This window comes from Pseudogracilibacillus sp. SE30717A (genome assembly GCF_037071985.1).
Classification (GTDB): domain Bacteria; phylum Bacillota; class Bacilli; order Bacillales; family Amphibacillaceae; genus Pseudogracilibacillus.
The window spans coordinates 325,443-343,143 of sequence record NZ_JAXHDF010000001.1 but is presented as its reverse complement, the minus strand read 5'-3'; the positions used below and the strand labels follow the sequence as shown (position 1 = coordinate 343,143).

At 34.3% G+C, this 17,701-nt stretch carries 16 protein-coding genes and 1 riboswitch; of the genes, 9 read left to right on the top strand and 7 right to left on the bottom strand.

The window, feature by feature from the left end; genetic code table 11:
- The first annotated feature begins 2 nt into the window (after positions 1-2).
- From SPD48_RS01535 to zwf, 3 genes are all read left to right on the top strand, one after another.
- Positions 3-695: a histidine kinase gene (locus SPD48_RS01535; protein ID WP_336256287.1), complete on the top strand. Its 693-nt coding sequence runs from the start codon at positions 3-5 to the stop codon at positions 693-695.
- A gap of 416 nt (positions 696-1,111) precedes the next feature.
- Entirely contained in the window at positions 1,112-2,158 is a 1,047-nt protein-coding gene (locus SPD48_RS01530; RefSeq protein WP_336256286.1) for a lactonase family protein, read from the top strand.
- A gap of 226 nt (positions 2,159-2,384) precedes the next feature.
- A complete protein-coding gene (zwf, locus tag SPD48_RS01525; RefSeq protein ID WP_336256285.1) occupies positions 2,385-3,839 on the top strand; it encodes a glucose-6-phosphate dehydrogenase in 1,455 nt (484 codons plus the stop codon).
- 231 nt (positions 3,840-4,070) lie between these two features.
- Here zwf and SPD48_RS01520 read toward each other — a convergent pair whose 3' ends face one another.
- The 6 genes from SPD48_RS01520 to SPD48_RS01495 form a co-directional block, all read right to left on the bottom strand.
- Positions 4,071-5,207: a hypothetical protein gene (locus tag SPD48_RS01520; protein ID WP_336256284.1), complete on the bottom strand. Its 1,137-nt coding sequence runs from the start codon at positions 5,205-5,207 to the stop codon at positions 4,071-4,073.
- A 54-nt stretch (positions 5,208-5,261) separates the two neighbouring features.
- A complete protein-coding gene (locus SPD48_RS01515; RefSeq protein WP_336256283.1) occupies positions 5,262-6,374 on the bottom strand; it encodes a hypothetical protein in 1,113 nt (370 codons plus the stop codon).
- 12 nt (positions 6,375-6,386) lie between these two features.
- The gene (locus tag SPD48_RS01510; RefSeq protein WP_336256282.1) at positions 6,387-7,805 is read right to left on the bottom strand and encodes an alpha/beta fold hydrolase; all 1,419 of its coding nucleotides are present in this window, start codon (positions 7,803-7,805) and stop codon (positions 6,387-6,389) included.
- A gap of 13 nt (positions 7,806-7,818) precedes the next feature.
- A complete protein-coding gene (locus tag SPD48_RS01505; RefSeq protein ID WP_336256281.1) occupies positions 7,819-8,475 on the bottom strand; it encodes a hypothetical protein in 657 nt (218 codons plus the stop codon).
- On the bottom strand, positions 8,472-8,771 hold the full coding sequence (locus tag SPD48_RS01500; protein ID WP_336256280.1) for a DUF4176 domain-containing protein: 300 nt from the start codon (positions 8,769-8,771) through the stop codon (positions 8,472-8,474). Before SPD48_RS01500 ends, SPD48_RS01505 begins: the two co-directional genes overlap by 4 nt.
- Before the next feature lie 324 nt (positions 8,772-9,095).
- Positions 9,096-9,818 carry an NAD-dependent deacylase gene (locus tag SPD48_RS01495; protein ID WP_336256278.1) on the bottom strand — a complete coding sequence of 241 codons (723 nt, stop codon included), beginning with the start codon at positions 9,816-9,818 and terminating at the stop codon, positions 9,096-9,098.
- A gap of 432 nt (positions 9,819-10,250) precedes the next feature.
- Here SPD48_RS01495 and SPD48_RS01490 point away from each other — a divergent pair, with 432 nt between their 5' ends.
- Both SPD48_RS01490 and SPD48_RS01485 read left to right on the top strand, forming a co-directional pair.
- The gene (locus SPD48_RS01490) at positions 10,251-10,517 is read left to right on the top strand and encodes a hypothetical protein (RefSeq protein ID WP_336256277.1); all 267 of its coding nucleotides are present in this window, start codon (positions 10,251-10,253) and stop codon (positions 10,515-10,517) included.
- A 122-nt stretch (positions 10,518-10,639) separates the two neighbouring features.
- On the top strand, positions 10,640-10,978 hold the full coding sequence (locus tag SPD48_RS01485; protein ID WP_336256276.1) for a hypothetical protein: 339 nt from the start codon (positions 10,640-10,642) through the stop codon (positions 10,976-10,978).
- 137 nt (positions 10,979-11,115) lie between these two features.
- Here the strand turns inward: SPD48_RS01485 and gdhA are convergent, their stop codons facing one another.
- Entirely contained in the window at positions 11,116-12,444 is a 1,329-nt protein-coding gene (gene gdhA / locus SPD48_RS01480) for an NADP-specific glutamate dehydrogenase (protein WP_336256515.1), read from the bottom strand.
- 241 nt (positions 12,445-12,685) lie between these two features.
- On the opposite strand from gdhA, the gene SPD48_RS01475 reads away from it, so the two are divergent.
- From SPD48_RS01475 to SPD48_RS01460, 4 genes are all read left to right on the top strand, one after another.
- Positions 12,686-13,591: a LysR family transcriptional regulator gene (locus tag SPD48_RS01475; RefSeq protein WP_336256275.1), complete on the top strand. Its 906-nt coding sequence runs from the start codon at positions 12,686-12,688 to the stop codon at positions 13,589-13,591.
- A gap of 73 nt (positions 13,592-13,664) precedes the next feature.
- Positions 13,665-13,854, top strand: a riboswitch (cobalamin riboswitch).
- 158 nt (positions 13,855-14,012) lie between these two features.
- Positions 14,013-16,244, top strand: coding sequence for a ribonucleoside-diphosphate reductase subunit alpha (locus tag SPD48_RS01470; RefSeq protein ID WP_336256274.1), 2,232 nt, complete (start codon positions 14,013-14,015; stop codon positions 16,242-16,244).
- The gene (locus SPD48_RS01465) at positions 16,241-16,675 is read left to right on the top strand and encodes a flavodoxin (RefSeq protein WP_336256273.1); all 435 of its coding nucleotides are present in this window, start codon (positions 16,241-16,243) and stop codon (positions 16,673-16,675) included. Before SPD48_RS01470 ends, SPD48_RS01465 begins: the two co-directional genes overlap by 4 nt.
- The gene (locus SPD48_RS01460) at positions 16,659-17,699 is read left to right on the top strand and encodes a ribonucleotide-diphosphate reductase subunit beta (RefSeq protein WP_336256272.1); all 1,041 of its coding nucleotides are present in this window, start codon (positions 16,659-16,661) and stop codon (positions 17,697-17,699) included. The genes SPD48_RS01465 and SPD48_RS01460 overlap by 17 nt, the downstream gene beginning before the upstream one ends.
- Positions 17,700-17,701: the final 2 nt, after the last annotated feature.

Genomic DNA, 17,701 nt, shown 5'->3' with positions numbered 1-17,701 from the left:
TCATGGGGAATATTAAGAGCCATATGGACGAAAGAATTTTAGTCTGTGTTTATTATGGTCCAAATGGTGAGCGTTTAATCAGACGTGGTTATGAGCTGTCCCAGTTATCGAATAGCCCCTTTTATGTGCTAACAGTTGACCAACTTTCATCAGACGAATTCGATGCTGAAAAAGCAAATTATATAGATCATTGGAGAGAACTTTCTAAAGAATTAGGTGCTAAAAAATTCATTTTGAAAGATAACGAACCACGGCCAATCGTTAAAGCTATTAAAGAAGTAGCCTACAAACATAATATTACACAAGTTATTATTGGAGAAAGACCGCAAAATAGATGGGAAGAGATTACAAAGGGTTCCTTTGTAAATGCCTTATTAAGAGAACTCGTATTTATAGATATTCACGTAGTCTCCGTAGATCGTGCTTTAAAAGTCAGTGATGAAGCGATGTATGAAAAAGGGATTCGTGGCTATCTGAGAAAAGACGAAACAGGATTTGTACTATCTTTTACTAAATCGAAACGTAATTTGTTTGAAGGAGTTTTTTATAAAGAAATTGGTACAGACTTTAATAATGGTATATTTAAATTTGTCTGTGGTGGCAAGAGTCATCAAGTACGAGTAACAGAAGACCATGTCGTGGAAGAGATAAAAGAAGCTCCAAATATAAATATAAATGAAAAGCCAAGTGAGTAATATAAAGAATAGGCAACCTCTAAAAGATGATTTCTGTATTTCAGAAGTCATCTTTTTTAGATTTTTATTGATTGACAGATTTGGTAATGCGATTGTAGGTGGGGATGAGATTTCATAAAGGGAAGGCGCGCAGGCAGAAATAGTTGTGTGCGAGTTTGCAATTGTTGCAAGATTAAAATAGAATGTTGAAATGGGTGAAGTTTTGTCTTTTTGATAAGTTTGTTACTTCTGCCCAGATAGTATTGTGATGAAAGAATATGGCTTTACAAAGAGAGATGTAGTAAATTAAGAAAGAGTTATATATAATAAAAAAGTAAAATGTAGGGCAGTAAATTACATAGTAATAATTAGCATGCAAAAAGACTTTCTCTATACTCCCAACAATGAAATTAATGTGGAAATATAATAAAGGATGGATGCATATGTCAAAATATATAGGTTTTGCAGGAACGTATACACGCCAAACAAGTGAAGGGATTTACCGATTTGAACTGGATACAGTTCAAGGAGCTTTAAAAAATTGCGAGTTAGCTACTAAAGTTAGTAATCCTACTTACTTATCAATTGCAGAAAATAATCAGTTTTTATATTCAGTGGCCCAAGAAGAAAATCTTGGAGGTATCTATGCGTATAAAGTCAATCAAGAGTCATCTGCCCTTACAAAAATAGATGCTCAATTAACAGATGGTGCTCCTCCATGTCATGTAAATGTAAATGGTAATAAGTTAGTTACATCTAATTATCATCAAGGCACAGTAGGGATATTTCACGTGAATGAAGAGCAAGGAACTGTTAGTAAAGGTTCTTTTGTAACGCATACTGGTAATGGCCCTCACAAGCGCCAAGAAAAACCTCACGTCCATTATGCTGGATTTTCTCCAGATGAAAACTACATTTTTGCTTGCGACCTAGGGACTGATGAGGTTGTAACGTATAAAGTAGAGGATAAGGAATTGCACCGTATAGCGACATTAAAAGTGAAGGCGGGCAGTGGCCCACGCCATCTAACGTTTCATCCTAATGGAGAATACGCATATTTGCTAACCGAGTTAAGTTCAGAGGTTGTTGTACTAGCTTACGACAAAGAAAAAGGAACGTTTGAAGAAAAACAGTATATAAAAACCATACCGGATAGTTTTACAGAGACGAATGATGCAAGTGCAATTCAAATATCATCTGATGGCCGATTTGTCTATACCGGAAATCGTGGGCATAATAGTGTCGCTATTTTTCAAGTTAACGAACAAACGTTAGAACTATCGTTTATAGAACATGTTTCATCTAATGGTGAATGGCCACGGGATTTTGTTTTAGATCCAAGTGAGTCATTTCTTGTCGTATCGAACCAGCACACTGAAAATATTGTATTATTTAGGCGGGACATTGAATCGGGGAAATTAACTGAAACCGGATCAGAAATAGATGTACCTGAAGTTGTCTGTTTGAAGTTTCTATCATGCTAAGCAAATAGTAGCCTACAATAAAAAAGTTAACGAATAGACGTTAAAGGTTTCTATGTGCATCTGTCTATGTTCGCTTCAGTTCAGTTAAGGACAGTTTTCCTAATAGAACGCATGCCATTTACTGTCTTTATCTAATGGCATAACACCAAGTAATAAAAATAGTAAAACTTATCGTTAAACTTTTCTACTTATATAATTTTGCCATTCAATGAAGGAGACCTAAATTATGAATAATCAAAACCAACCCAAAGTGGCCATTATCATATTTGGAGCAACGGGTGATTTAGCTAAGCGAAAATTATTCCCATCTATATATCGTCTTGTAAAAAACAAAAAAATAGGTGAAAACTTTGTCGTATTTGGAACTGCACGAAGATCATGGTCCAATGAAGAGTTTCGTGATAAGGTAAAGCAATCCATTACAGATAAAAATTCTTCTGAAATTGATTTAGATGCATTTGTTTCCCATTTTTATTACCATCCATCTGATGTGACCAACTCTTCTTCCTATTTGGAGATGGAAGCTTTGTTGCAGGACTTGGAAGGAATCTATCAAACAGAGGGAAATCGGATATTTTATTTAGCTATGTCACCAGAATTTTTTGGAGACATTACGAATAGCTTGAATGATAATGGAATGAAAAACGGTGGTGGATGGACACGTCTAGTCATAGAAAAGCCGTTTGGAAATGATCTACCTTCTGCTAGGAAACTCAATCATGAAATCCGTGCAGCTTTTAAAGAAGAGCAAATTTATCGAATTGATCATTATTTGGGGAAAGAGATGGTACAGAATATAGAAGTTATTCGTTTTGCTAATGGAATCTTTGAACATCTTTGGAACAACCGATTTATTGCCAACATTCAGGTGACTTCAAGTGAAGAAATTGGTGTCGAGGATCGGGCTAGCTACTATGACCAATCAGGTGCTGTTCGAGACATGATGCAGAACCATATGTTGCAAATGGTTGCATTGCTAGCCATGGAGCCGCCAATAAAATTAACATCGGAAGAAATACGTTCGGAAAAATTGAAAGTCCTTCGTGCTTTGAGAAAAATAGAAAACGTCGACGATAACTTTGTCCGTGGACAGTATGGTGAAGGCCCGGATTACCCTATCGCTTATCAGCAGGAAGCGCCAGCGCTTGCAAAATCTAACACGGAAACATTTGTAGCAGGGAAAATCATGATTGATAACTATCGATGGGCAGGTGTCCCATTTTATATTCGCACCGGGAAGCGAATGAGCAAGAAATCAACACAAATTATTGTAGAATTTAAAAGTATTCCGATGAACTTATACTATAAAGATAAAAAAGAACAGCATCCGAATCTACTCGTTATCAATATCAGTCCAAATGAAGGGATTACTTTATATCTAAATGCTAAAAAATCCGGAACGGAAAATGAAGCAATTCCTATAAAATTAACCTATGATTATAATCAAATCAATGCAGCTAACTCTCCGGAAGCATATGAAAAACTTCTTTACGACTGCATGATCGGTGATACAACTAATTTTACTCATTGGGATGAAGTAGCTCTCACTTGGGAATATGTTGATCCGATCTTAAAAAAGTGGGAATCAACACCAGCGGAATTCCCTAACTATAAAGCGGGTAGTATGGGGCCTGAAGCTTCAGAGGAATTACTGAAGGAAGACGGTTTTCATTGGTGGTAATAATAATGTAGGCGTATATTGAATAAATTTTTAAAAGAAAGAATGGCTATTTAAACGTACTTTTTATCCTAGATTATAAAAGGTCTCTCGTTGATCGGAACGAAAGACCTTTTTGTATTTGTTGTCTATCATTAATATATTGACAGGCTAAAAAAGATACTAATATTAAAAGGAATTTTGGGAAGCATCCTTGAACTACTTTCTAATTTATTAATTTCTCCTTAACAGAGACTAATGCAACCCCAAATCAACCAAATAAATTGTCGGATTCTCTCTATCCTCTTGAAAATCTATAATGACATTAGTTGAACCAGCTGTACCCGTAATCGCAGCTTTAAAGTTTAAATATAATATAATAAAGTCTTCATTAAAATATTTAACCTTTCCAATTGAAACATCATTTACAGAATTCAATTCGAGTGCGTCTGAAATTTGCTTTAAATTCAGATCAAATTCAGCGAAATATTCTTCATTTCCGACTAAATATTCTTCAATTTCTTGGATACGTTGCTTTCCTTCGGATAACGGGTCTGCATTCCCGCCTAAATACACATATTGATTATCTTGACTTAGATAATCCAGTTCATTTATCCACTTTAATTCATTTTTCACTGTATCCGCAACTCCAAAACTATTAGCCGCTTTTATATATCTACCCTCAGAGTCTAACTTTACAAATAAATTTTCGTATGGGTTTAAATTACCTTTTACAATATTGTTGAGAAATTCATCAGTATACGTCTCTGAAACAAATGTATTTTGCAAATCTTGTGTTATAAAAACAGACATATTTTCTTTTGAGGAGCCATCTTCCTGTTTCACTTGTATATCAATTTGGAAACTTTCTTTATCTACTGCGACAATATTAAACATTACTTTGTCATTTACATCAACATCATATTCTTTTAAAAGATCTGGTAGTTTAAAACTCTTCTCACTTATTGATGTTTTAATATAGAATATATTTCCTTCTTCCAAATTAATCTCGGGTAAATGATATGCATCTTTATCATCAACAGATTGGAATAAAGATTCTTTGGATTCTCTGAGTTTTTCAATTTCCGTTTTTGGACTTTCAGCATCCAATATATGTTCATAATATTGTTTTAATTGTTCGTCATTGAATTGAATATATTCAATTGTTTTTTGCTGACTTCCAAGATTTTTCTTTGCATACACATTTACATTGTCCTTTGTAACTAAATGATATGTTACATCTGATGTAATATAGTCTTTTATAAATTGTTCAACCCTAGGAGAATGACCGGAAAAATTAGTTTCGTAGATAAATTGGGTTGGATCATTACTTTTACCACATGCAGGGAGCAGTAACACCCACATAAACACGAGAACTAAATAATTTTTCATAGAATATACTCCATTTAGTAAATTTTAATTTATAATGTTAGAACTTCTCCTTCATTAAGCAATAATCCCTAAATCAACTAAATAAAAAATAGGGTTATCTTTATTTTTTTGTAAATCAATAATGACGTTAGTAGAGCCCGCAGTTCCAGTGATTGCTGCATCAAATTCAAGATGTATCACGATAAGATCTTCATTAAAGTATACGGTATTTGCAGAGCCAATCCCAACTGAGTTAAAATCGAGTTCATCTGAGATTTCTTCATAATTTAATTTGAACTCAGCATAATACTGATCGTTTCCTTCAACGTAATCTTCTATCCTTTGGACTCGCTGGACACCCTCCTCTAATGGGTTATCCCTGCCATTTAAGTAGATGTACTTATAATCTTTGCTGAAAGAATGTTCACTTTCAACTTTAAATACTTCGTGAGTCTTCGTGTCTATTATCTTATAATCTATAACGCTTAATGACTCATTTATTGTTTTTAAAAGAGGATAATATGGTTTTAGCTGCCCTTGCTCAATTACACTAGTAAGTTCTATATCTTGAAAGATATCCATTTCTGATAAATCGTTTAAAGCGAAGAAATAATAAATTTCTCCGGAAATATCATTTTCTAATTGCAAAATAAATCCAAATTCATTTGTACTTTCAATATTCAATATTAATTCATCCGATAGATTTTTATCCAAATTTTCAGGTATTGAGAAGCTAACATTCTTCTGGTCCGTTTTTATTTTTAATACATTACCCTTATCTAATGTTACATCCGGTAAAAATTTATTCTCTTCATCTTCAATCTCGTGATGCAGTCTACCTTTTTTTTCATCAAATAATTCATGAAGAATTTTTTCGGGATGATCTGTTGAAAAAATAGGATCATAATATTCATTTAACTGCGAGGAAGTATGTTGAAAGTAAGTTAATTTATTACTATTCGTATTCATATTTCTATCGGAGTATATAAAGGCTTCTCCTTTAAAAAGGAGGATAGATTCATATCCTAAAATATAGCTTCGCAAAAACTCAGATAATGCTGGACTGCTTTCTTTAGGGAATTCATTTTGATATGTCACTTTCTTCTCACCTATTTCAAAATGATTTTCACAAGCAAAAAGTAGTAAGATAAAAATTAAAACAAGAATTACTTTTTTCCCTTTTTTCATATTAGGTCACTCCTACTCTAGATAGTGGGTGTTTATTTGTCGAATTAACTCAATAAAGTCTGTGTTCTTTATTTCCTTGGAATGAGCCGGCTTACTAATACTTTCTCCTTTTACATCATAAGAAAGGCGATTATTTATTAAAGCCCCTAATGACTCCGCGTGCTGACTATTTACTGAAACTGCCCCATCGTGAGTATCGGGAACTACAAATTCTTCTACTTGACCTTTAAACTCATTATAATACTTATGCGTAGTTGTATCTCGTCCAGCAACAGCTGTGATTTCCATCTCTTCTAACTTTTGATAAGCTTCGGGATTTGCAATTTTTAAGTGTTCAATATCCTCAATCATTGCTTCGCTTTTCATATCTGTATATACATTACTATGGAGTATTCCATCATCATTTCTTTGATTTTTTGAATTAAAATCCAAATAATTACTGTATTCGGTAGCGTTTTTATTAAAAAAATCTTTTGCTATCCCGGGGAATGTATTTGCCGTTCCACCGAGAAAATTTTTATTGTATGGAGTACCAATTGTTGTGATACTTCTAACATGGTCGGGATAATCCATTGCAAATTGAAAAGATCTTCTTCCACCATAGCTATGTGCAAACATATCAATCTTCGTATTATCATTTAATAGTCCCATATAAATTAGTTTTTCCGCCAAATCGTCACTTGTTTTTTGACGATGTTCATTTTTATACTCCGTTTCATAAACTAAATGAAGGCGCTTATCTTTGTTATGAATTTTAACATCTTCTAATCTTATTTTTATTGGTTCATTTTTACCATTTACTTTTTTGATTACAAAATATTCTACTTCCCCGTTCCTTTTTTCATGTACAATTATATCTCCGGAATATGCAGCTTCTACAGCACTTTCAAAAAAATTCTTTCCCGTATCTTCTATCCCATGCACATACACCGATACATTCTCAAATCCTGTAAAATCTCCGTCAATATTGTTAATATCATTATATAGCATAGTGATATCGTTTAATGCTTGCTGTAAAGGAGATCGATATGCACGAGCAACATTAGCAAATTTGGTATCAATTATCCCTATTTTGCGTTTCAAATCCCTATATTCATAAAGAACATGTTGTTCAATATCTGTTTTCAAATTAATGATATCCATTTTATCACTAAATGTAGGATCTTCTATCCGCTTGAACTTTGCCTCTTCGGCCTCCAAACATACTTCAAAATCCTTTATCCATTTATCTATGGTTACCTCAATTTCATCAGGGTTAAACAAAATCGTCTCGCTAGATATCGAGGCATCGATACTCCCATTATTTAATTGACTCCATGAAGTCGTAAAAGCTTTTTTTACTAACTTTGATGAAGTAGAACTAATGATACCCTCTGCTTGTGCTTTATGAATATTTAATATTTGATCAATAATTGGATTTCGCCGATACACAAATTACCCCTCCCTAAACAGCTTTCAGCTGGCTAGCCATATGATCAAGACGTACAATTTCCTGAACGAAGGTCTTTACTTCTTTTAATAGTTTCTCAATATGATTTTTCGTCTCTTCCATAATGGATTTTACCTTGTTTTGTGCCTCAGCCCAAACGCTTGTAAAATCATCCCAAGGTAAATTTGTTTCAGAAATTACCAAGTTGATCATTTCATTGAATGATGAAAATAATTCATCCATATTTGTTATGTTCGATTTAAAAGAAAGTGCCGCCTCTTTCATCGTTGCATCAAGTTTAATTTCCTCATCAATTCGTTCCATTGATAATGAATATTGCCACTCTGCTCGACCAGTAGGTTTTATGAAACCAGAACCTTCTTCGTCTGTTAATTCAATCATTGCCATGAAACTTTTCATGACATCGGCAAAATTTAATAAAACAGGAGCACTTTTACCCATTAGTTCAAGATGACTATTTAAATTTCCTCTTAATGAGGAGGCTGCTTTACCCCGTTGGTGGTCCAATTGGTCTTGAAAGTATGAAATTTGTTTGAAAACTTCATGAAATATCTGTTCTAACTCTCCGATTGCTTTTCCAATAGTGTCAGGTAACTTTTTATTATACTTTAAATAACTACCTCTGCCGCCGCCAGCACTAGCTACAATCATTTCATACTCTCTCCTTCATCACCTTTATACTCAGCTTCATACAATAATCTGTCTAATTCCCTCTCTTTTTCGTCTACATAACCGTAATGATAGACAACTTCAATATCTTTACGATCAAAAAGAATAAATTTTTCTTTGGAATTGACAAAGCCATTTGGATATTCTAATGCTGCAAAATCTCTAATCACATGATTCGTCTCCGAATATAGTTGCCGACCAATAATGAGCAATCTTCTAGAATCGTTTTTTAAACCGACTACACTCCCGACTGGTAGATAATGCTTTTTAAAAATCATTTTATTAATCTCCCTTTATTCATAAGATTCCGAAGAATTATTTTATTAAATTTTACCAGTATCTAGGAAAAGTTAAAAGTTTATTTAGACCTATTACTTTATGAGGAAAAATTTAAATAGTGAAGGGAATTTGTTAAATGCTTTTAAAGTTATAAGGGATAAAGACATAATATATACATATAAAACACCCCAAATGTTAGTTTTTAACTCTAACTTTTGGGGTGCGGCACCAAACTTACTCTCGGGGGTGTTCATAGTGATGAATATTAACTTAAAGCTATTTGTCTATTCTATTATTAATGTAGATTTGCTTAAATTGATGACCTATAATTTCTCGTTCACTTCAGTCAAAACTTCTTTAATTCCTTTATCTTGAATAACAAGGTCTGCATACATATCATAATCAGTCGGCTCTCGATTAACAATCACTAACTTTGCTCCATTTTCTTTAGCTAGTAATGGAAACATATTGGCGGGAGATACAGATAATGAGGATCCTAATACTATAAATAGATCAGATTGGGTTGTTTCATGCTCTGCTCGCATAAATGTTTCTTGTGGCAAGTTTTCACCAAATAAAACAATACCTGGACGAATGGTCCCTCCACATCCACATGTTGATGTTCCATCTAAATAAGCATTTCTTTCGTATTCCTTTTTACATTGATGACAATGAAATGTACGGAATGAACCGTGTAGTTCCATCATATTGCTGCTTCCGGCATCACTATGGAATCCATCGACATTTTGAGTAATAATTCCTTTTATTTTTCCGTCATTTTCCCATTTAGCTAAAACATGATGGCCTGCATGTGGTTGATATTTTGTAATTTCCGAAAGGCGATACTGATAAAATTCAGTGAACTCGTCTGTATTATGGAGCAAAGCATGTACGTTAGCCAGTTCATTTGGATTAAATTTCTCCCATAAACCACGATCCTTTGATCTAAAGTCAGGTAAGCCACTCTCTGTAGACATTCCTGCACCTGTGAAAACAATCGCATAATTGGAGTCTTGTAGTAACTTTACAAGTTCGTCCAATAACATCCTTCCTTTCTATATTTTTATATCGATACTTATGGTGAAGATATTAATGATTGATTATATCAAATATAACTGCTATTTCAATGTGATGCATGATGCTGAATAGAATATATAGTAACTAAAAGACTTTTATATTCGTATTAACCATAACTATATTTATTAGATTAATATATAGCATATATCCCAATTTTTATACACAATAAGTTTATTATTTATATATTGAAAATTTAGTATATTATGTTTATAAAGGGTTACTTTTTTCCACGAGGAAAGTTAGATCACAGTGGAAGGAGTAGCAGGTTCTTTAGAAGAGCGTAAAAAGAAATAGTTTCTGGTAGATGAAAATCTATGAAGATGCAGGAGGTTCTCTTAGAGAATAACAGCAAAATTTTCTGTGGAGTGCAAAATAGAAATTAAATAAAAAGGTAGTTGGATATGTTTATCTTTAATAGAGTAGAAGTTTATATCGGATATTCAATGGATGAACTTTCAAAGGTTAGAGAGGTTTTAAAAAGTAAGGGTATTAAATATACTTATAAAGTTATTGACCAATCAGCACAATGGAGAGCAAATGGAACAACGAGAGGAAACTTTGGAAGTATTGGAATTACGAAGAATTACGAAAACCAATATGTTGTTTATGTTAAGAAAAAAGACGCAGAGAATGCAAAATATTTTATTCATAGCGTTTTACATTCATAATTCTTATTACGCTAACGATTGCAATTGTCGTCCAACGTTGTGCCGGAATGGGCCATATTGTTTAACCATACCTATAAAACTATCGGAGTTATAGGTTAAATCTCTGAAAGGAGCAAATAAGAATGGAATTTAAGATTGGAAACGGTGCTTCTATTGTTCTACCTTCTTTATCCATTACAATTATCTCAATTATAATAATTGTCCTTTTAGTAAGATGGAGCAAGCAATTAGAAACACGACGTTTTACTATTTTCTTTTATTTTCTAATTAGCACTTATATTGCTCCAATTTATTCTCAAAGTACAAGAAATGGTGTCTTTGAGCTATGGCTCCCCATAGGGTTTATATTTATTTCCATTTATTTGTACGGTAATAAAAGATACCATCCATCTAAAATAAAAGCGAGTATCTTAGGACTTTGTATCGCATTGTATCAGTTAATTCTTCATTATACCGGATAGTTTGATGCGTCCGCAAACGGATGTGCTAGTTGAAGAAAAAAAGACATTACCTAGTTAACATTTCTAGTAGGTAATGTCCTTAATTTATCAATCTTCTCTTTGTATAGGTCTTAATAAAGTCAGTGCGAAAGTATGTTTTAAATGACTCCTTGTTCAATCATCGTATCAGCAACTTTGGTGAACCCGGCAATATTTGCACCAACGACAAGGTTTCCGGGGTGGTCGTATTTCTGGGCAGCTCGAGTACAATTACGGTAAATATTTTTCATAATATTTTGCAGTTCTTCATCCACTTGCTCAAACGTCCAGCTTAATCTAGAACTATTTTGGGCCATTTCAAGTGCAGAACATGCCACTCCTCCTGCATTCACTGCCTGAGCGGGGCCAAACATGACGCCATGTTCAAGAAATGCATCAATCGCTTCAATTGTACAAGGCATATTTGCACCTTCAGCGACTACTTTAACGCCGTTCTTAATAAGCATTTGTGCGGAGTCATCGTCAATTTCATTTTGAGTAGCACATGGTAGGGCAATATCACATGGTACTGACCAAATTTTTGAACAATCATCAAAGTATTCAGCTTCTGGATGTGATTTAATATATTCACTAATCCGGGCACCTTCTGAAAATTTAATACGTTTAATAGTTTGTAAGCTAAGTCCATTTTTATCATAGACATAACCATTTGAATCACTACATGCAACTACTTTTGCGCCAAGTTTTATCGCTTTTTCCATTGCATAAATAGCTACATTTCCAGAGCCAGACGTAATGACTGTCATATTCTTCATGCTCATCCGGCGATCTTTTAACATCTCATTAACGAAATAGATTGTTCCATATCCTGTTGCTTCCGTACGTCCTAAACTACCACCATAGTTTAGCCCTTTTCCAGTTAATACACCAGCATGATAGGCGCCTTGAAGACGTTTATATTGTCCGAACATATATCCAACTTCTCTTCTGCTGACACCAATATCTCCAGCTGGAACGTCAGTATCTGGTCCAATATGTTTATACAGTTCGGTCATAAAGCTTTGACAAAACCGCATAATTTCATTATCCGACTTACCCTTAGGATCGAAATCGGCGCCTCCTTTTCCTCCGCCAATCGCTTGACCAGTCAGTGAGTTTTTAAATATTTGGGTTAATGCTAAAAACTTCATTACACTTAAATTAACTGAAGGGTGAAATCGAATTCCTCCCTTGTAAGGTCCTATAGCACTGTTAAACTGAACCCGATATCCTCTATTCACTTGAACGTTGCCATTGTCATCGATCCATGGAACTCGAAATGAAATAATTCTTTCAGGTTCAATAATCCGTTCTAAAATATTAGCTTCTTTATATGTGCGGTTTTTCACAAAGACAGGTATAAGAGAATCAAAAAGCATTTTAGTAGCTTGTAAAAATTCTTTTTCATGCGGATCGCGAGCTTTCACTTTTTCATACGTACTATTCATATAATCTATAACAGCTTGCTCTTCTTTTGTACTATTTTCTTTCGTGTTTAACAATGATGATACCTCCTTTTCTAGCTAAGTAATTACCTCTTTTTATCTATTATTAAACAATAAGTCTAATTCTATAAGTTTTTACATAAGTATCCATATTTCTATTGTACAGAAATAAATCAATCTATACAATATTAATTATAGATATGACTTATGCTTTTATGAGATAATGGAAACAGAGGTGATTCGGATGGAACTAAGACAAATCAAATATTTTATGGAAGTTGCCAAAAGGGAACATGTAACAGAAGCAGCTAATAAATTACATGTAGCACAATCTGCTGTTAGCCGACAAATATTTAATCTAGAAGAAGAGCTCGGTGTTGATTTATTTATACGAGAAGGAAGAACGGTGAGACTGACCCGGATTGGAAAAGTTTTTTTAGAGCATATGGAACGAGCGATCAATGTAATAGATGACGCAAAACAAGTCGTCTCAGAGTATATTGATCCTGAAAAAGGGACTATCCATATTGGGTTCTCTGCAAGTTTAGCATCGTATATATTACCAACAGCTATTTACAACTTTCGAAAGCAATATCCTGATGTGAAATTTGAACTATATCAGGATTCACATAATGAATTAATTAATGCAGTGATAAAAGGGGATATAAATATTGCTGTTGTCGGTCCGTTACCGACAGATAAAGAGAAAATTAAAAGTAGTGTTTTATTTACAGAGGACATTGTCGCTTTATTACCATATAATCATCCACTTGCGAACCGTTCTTCATTAAAATTAATCGAATTAAGAGATGAGTCGTTTGTTTTATTCCCTGAAGGGTTTATTTTAAGAAAAGTAATTATGGAAGGCTGTATTCAGAGAGGTTTTCATCCTAAAGTCTCATTTGAAGGAAAAGATTTGGATGCGATTAAAGGTTTAGTCTCTGCAGGGTTAGGGGTAACGTTAATTCCAGAGGTAACAATAGTTGATTGTTTACCACGGGCAACCGTAAAAATTCCGGTAATTGAGCCAAGTTTAAAGCGTTCTGTTGGTGCAATTATTCCGAAAGAACGTGATTTACTACCAACAGAAAAGTTATTTTATGAATTTGTTAAAGCGTTTTTTACACGACTCGAACTTTATCAAAATTGATTGTAAAAAGATTGCTATCGAAATTTTTTTATGCTAGGATATTCAATATATAGTTAAACTCATAAAATTTAATACAATATATAGTTAATTAGGTGACACGAATGTGTTTTAAAAGGGAATCCAGTGCAATGCTGGAACTGCCCCCGCAACTGTAAATGTATTGAATAAGATAAGCAAACCACTGTACATTTTGTAAGCGTATGGGAAGGGATCTTATTCAGGTAAACATAAGTCAGGAGACCTGCCTTTTAACGAAGTTTCATTTCTCCGGGGTGAGGGATAATGGAGCGGCTGAACATTGAACTATTATTTGATTAGTTCGTTTACTGTCTTCTATTTGTTACATAAGCCGTTTATCCTATCCCGGGTAAATGGCTTTTTTATTTAGTATTCACTGTAAGTGACTTTAGGAGGAGATAGTATGGCAATTGCAAGTAAGCAAGCTAATGAAATAGAGAAGATTATTGAAACGGCTCATAAAGGTTTGAATTTGTCACTGAAAGAATTTACTGAAAAATCGCTTCGGTTGATAAATGAGAATACTAGTTTTGAAGAGAAGACAAATATTTTGATTAAAAATGCGTTAGAAAACATTAATGAAGCAAATCCGGATTGGACATTTCTTGCCAGCCAAATTTATTTACAGCAGCTTTATGAAAAAGCAGCGCAAAATCGGAAATATGATGCAACCGAGCGTTATGGCAGCTTTTATGAACTAATTAAATTACTAACTGATAAAGGGATCTACACACCAGCATTATTAGAAAAATACTCAGAAAAAGAAATTAATTATTTTAATGAACAGATTGATCCAGAAAAAGATAAACTATTTCATTATCTCGCGATCTATACATTAGCCACTCGTTATTTAGCAACTGACCATGATAAAAATGTCTATGAATTACCACAAGAGCGTTGGATGATCATTGCGATGCACTTAATGCAGGATGAAAAGAAAGAACATCGTAGTCAGTCAGTCCTTGAAGCATATTGGGCATTAAGTAATCTATATATGACGGTCGCCACACCGACCATGAATAACGCAGGAAAAACACATGGACAATTATCGAGCTGCTTTATAGATACGGTCGACGATAGTCTACAGTCTATTTATAATGTGAACACAGATGTTGCCCAGCTATCTAAAAATGGGGGCGGTATCGGTGTGTATATGGGGAAAGTCCGAGGACGTGGCAGTTCCATCAAAGGTTTTAAAGGCATGTCTAGTGGAGTTGTCCCTTGGATTCGTCAGTTAAACAATACTGCAGTTAGTGTAGATCAATTAGGGACAAGAAAAGGGGCTATCGCAATTTACCTTGATGTTTGGCATATCGATATTGAGCCTTTCCTTGACTTGAAATTAAATAATGGGGATGAGCGTATGAGAGCTCATGATATTTTCCCAGGTGTTTGTTTACCAGACTATTTCATGGAACAAGTTGAAAATAGAGGCGACTGGTATTTATTTGATCCTCATGAAGTAAGACAAGTGATGGGTTATTCCCTTGAAGATTTTTACGATGAAGAAAAAGGGAATGGAACATGGAGGAATAAATACCAGGAATGTATTGAAAATGAGCAGTTAACGAAGCGGAAGGTACCAGCTATTGAGATTATGAAGCGGATTATGGTTTCCCAGCTAGAAACCGGGACACCGTTTATGTTTTATCGTGATGAAGTAAACCGGAAAAACAATAATGATCATGAAGGAATTATTTATTGCTCTAATTTATGTACAGAAATAACGCAGAACCAGACGCCAACACAATTTCTAGAAGAATACATTGAAAATGACGATACGATTGTAAAGAAATATAAGACAGGTGACTATGTTGTTTGTAATTTAAGCTCTATAAACCTAGGACGAGCTGTTCCTGATAATGCCCTGGAGCGTCTTATCCCAATCCAGATAAGAATGTTAGATAATGTGATTGATATTAACACGCTGCCAATTAAACAAGCTCAGTTGACCAATCAGAAATATCGTGCTGTAGGACTAGGTACGTTTGGTTGGCATCATCTTTTAGCATTAAAAGGAATTGGGTGGGAAACGGAAGCAGCGTTAGAATTTGCAGATGAGCTGTATGAGAAAGTTGCTTATTTAACGATCAAAGCGAGTATGGAATTAAGTAAAGAAAAGGGAGCTTACCCTACATTTGAGGGCAGTAAATGGGAAACAGGCGCATACTTTACTGACCGGAACTATACAGATGATAAATGGAAAGAACTTCAATACGAAGTAAAAGCAAATGGGATGCGAAATGGCTACTTAATGGCAATAGCTCCGAACTCGTCAACGGCAATGATTGCTGGTTCAACAGCAAGTATCGATCCGGTTTTCCAAGTGTTTTATTATGAGGAAAAGAAAGACTTTAAAATTCCGGTAACAGCACCAGAATTAGATCATAAGACGTATAATATTTATCGCAGATCCGCATATATTGTCGATCAGCGCTGGTCAGTAAAGCAAAACGCGGTTAGACAGAAACATATTGATCAAAGTATTTCTTTTAATATGTATGTACCAAATACAATCAGGGCATCAGTTTTATTAGATCTGCATTTGCAAGCATGGAGAGAAGGATTGAAAACATCATATTATGTTCGTTCAACAGCAAATGATGTCGAAGAGTGTGAGTGGTGTCATTCATGAGATGTTTAGTTGCGTATCTTTCATATAGTGGGAACACAGAAGAGGTTGCTCAATTAATTAAGCAAAACTTAACTGAAAATAATATGGAAGTGGATATGCATGAAATAGGAATTGACCTGCCGATTGCTGATGTTTCAATCTATGATTATATTTTTATCGGAACATTTACATGGGATTATGGAAGTACTCCTGATGAGGTAAAAGATTTTATTTTAGAAGTAGGTTATAAACCAAATAATGTAGCAATTTTTGGTTCAGGAGATACTCAATTTGGCGGAGACACTTTATTTTGCAAAGCGGTAGACAAGTTAGCGGCCTTTTATAATAGTAAGTGGAATGGACTAAAAATTGAACAATCACCGCGTGGACATCAGGAAAAATATATTGAAATTTGGTTAGAGAGGGTGTTGGTAGATGCCAAAGCTGCTTGAGAGAGCAAAAACATTAGAACCACGCTTTCCAAATAAATCAACAGGAATTTTTGGAGGCAAATCAAGTGGAATATTAAATTGGAACGATATCGCTTATCCTCATTGGTATAAGATGTATAAACGTTTAGTCGGAAACTACTGGCAAGCAGATGAAGTAAATATGGCGAGTGATGTAAAACAATTTCCGGCTCTTACAGAAGAGGAAAAAGATGCTTATTTAAAGATTATTGGTTTATTGTCTACGTTGGATGCACCACAGACACGGACTGCACTGCTTTTTTCCTTATATGCAACCGATCCATCGGTGCAATCGATCATGGCGGTAATTGCGCAACAAGAAGCAGTGCATAATGAATCGTATTCCTATGTGTTGTCATCCGTCGTCTCACTTGCTGATCAAAACGAATCATTTGAATTAGGAAGAAAAGATCCAATTCTTTTAAAACGTAATGAAGCTATTATGAACCATTATAATAAATTCGTTGAAGAGCCAACGATTGAAAACATCTTGAAAACAATGGTATATACGATTTTACTTGAAGGAATGTTTTTCTATTCAGGATTTGCCTTCTTTTATAACTTGGCCAGAAATAACAAAATGGTCGGAACGTCTACGATGGTTAGCTATATAAACAGAGATGAACTAGAACATGGACGATTTATATCGGAAATGTTTCGCGCGACTCTCGCAGAAAATCCAGAATATAATACCGAAAGCTTTATTGATTGGGTATATAACAGTTTCAGAGAGTCAGTAGAGCTTGAAATTGAGTGGTCGACATATGTTTTGGAAAAAGTGGATGGTATTAATCTCGAGGAAATGAGCGGGTATATTAAATATCGAGCGAACAAAATGCTACGTATGATGGGCTTAAGTGAAATCTACGAAGAACATGTAGAAAATCCAATGAAATGGATTCGTGCCTATGTAGATAATTTCGATGGTACAAAAACAGACTTTTTTGAACAGAAATCCCGTCAATATACGAAAACAAGTGATTTAAACGGATTTGATGATTTATAAAA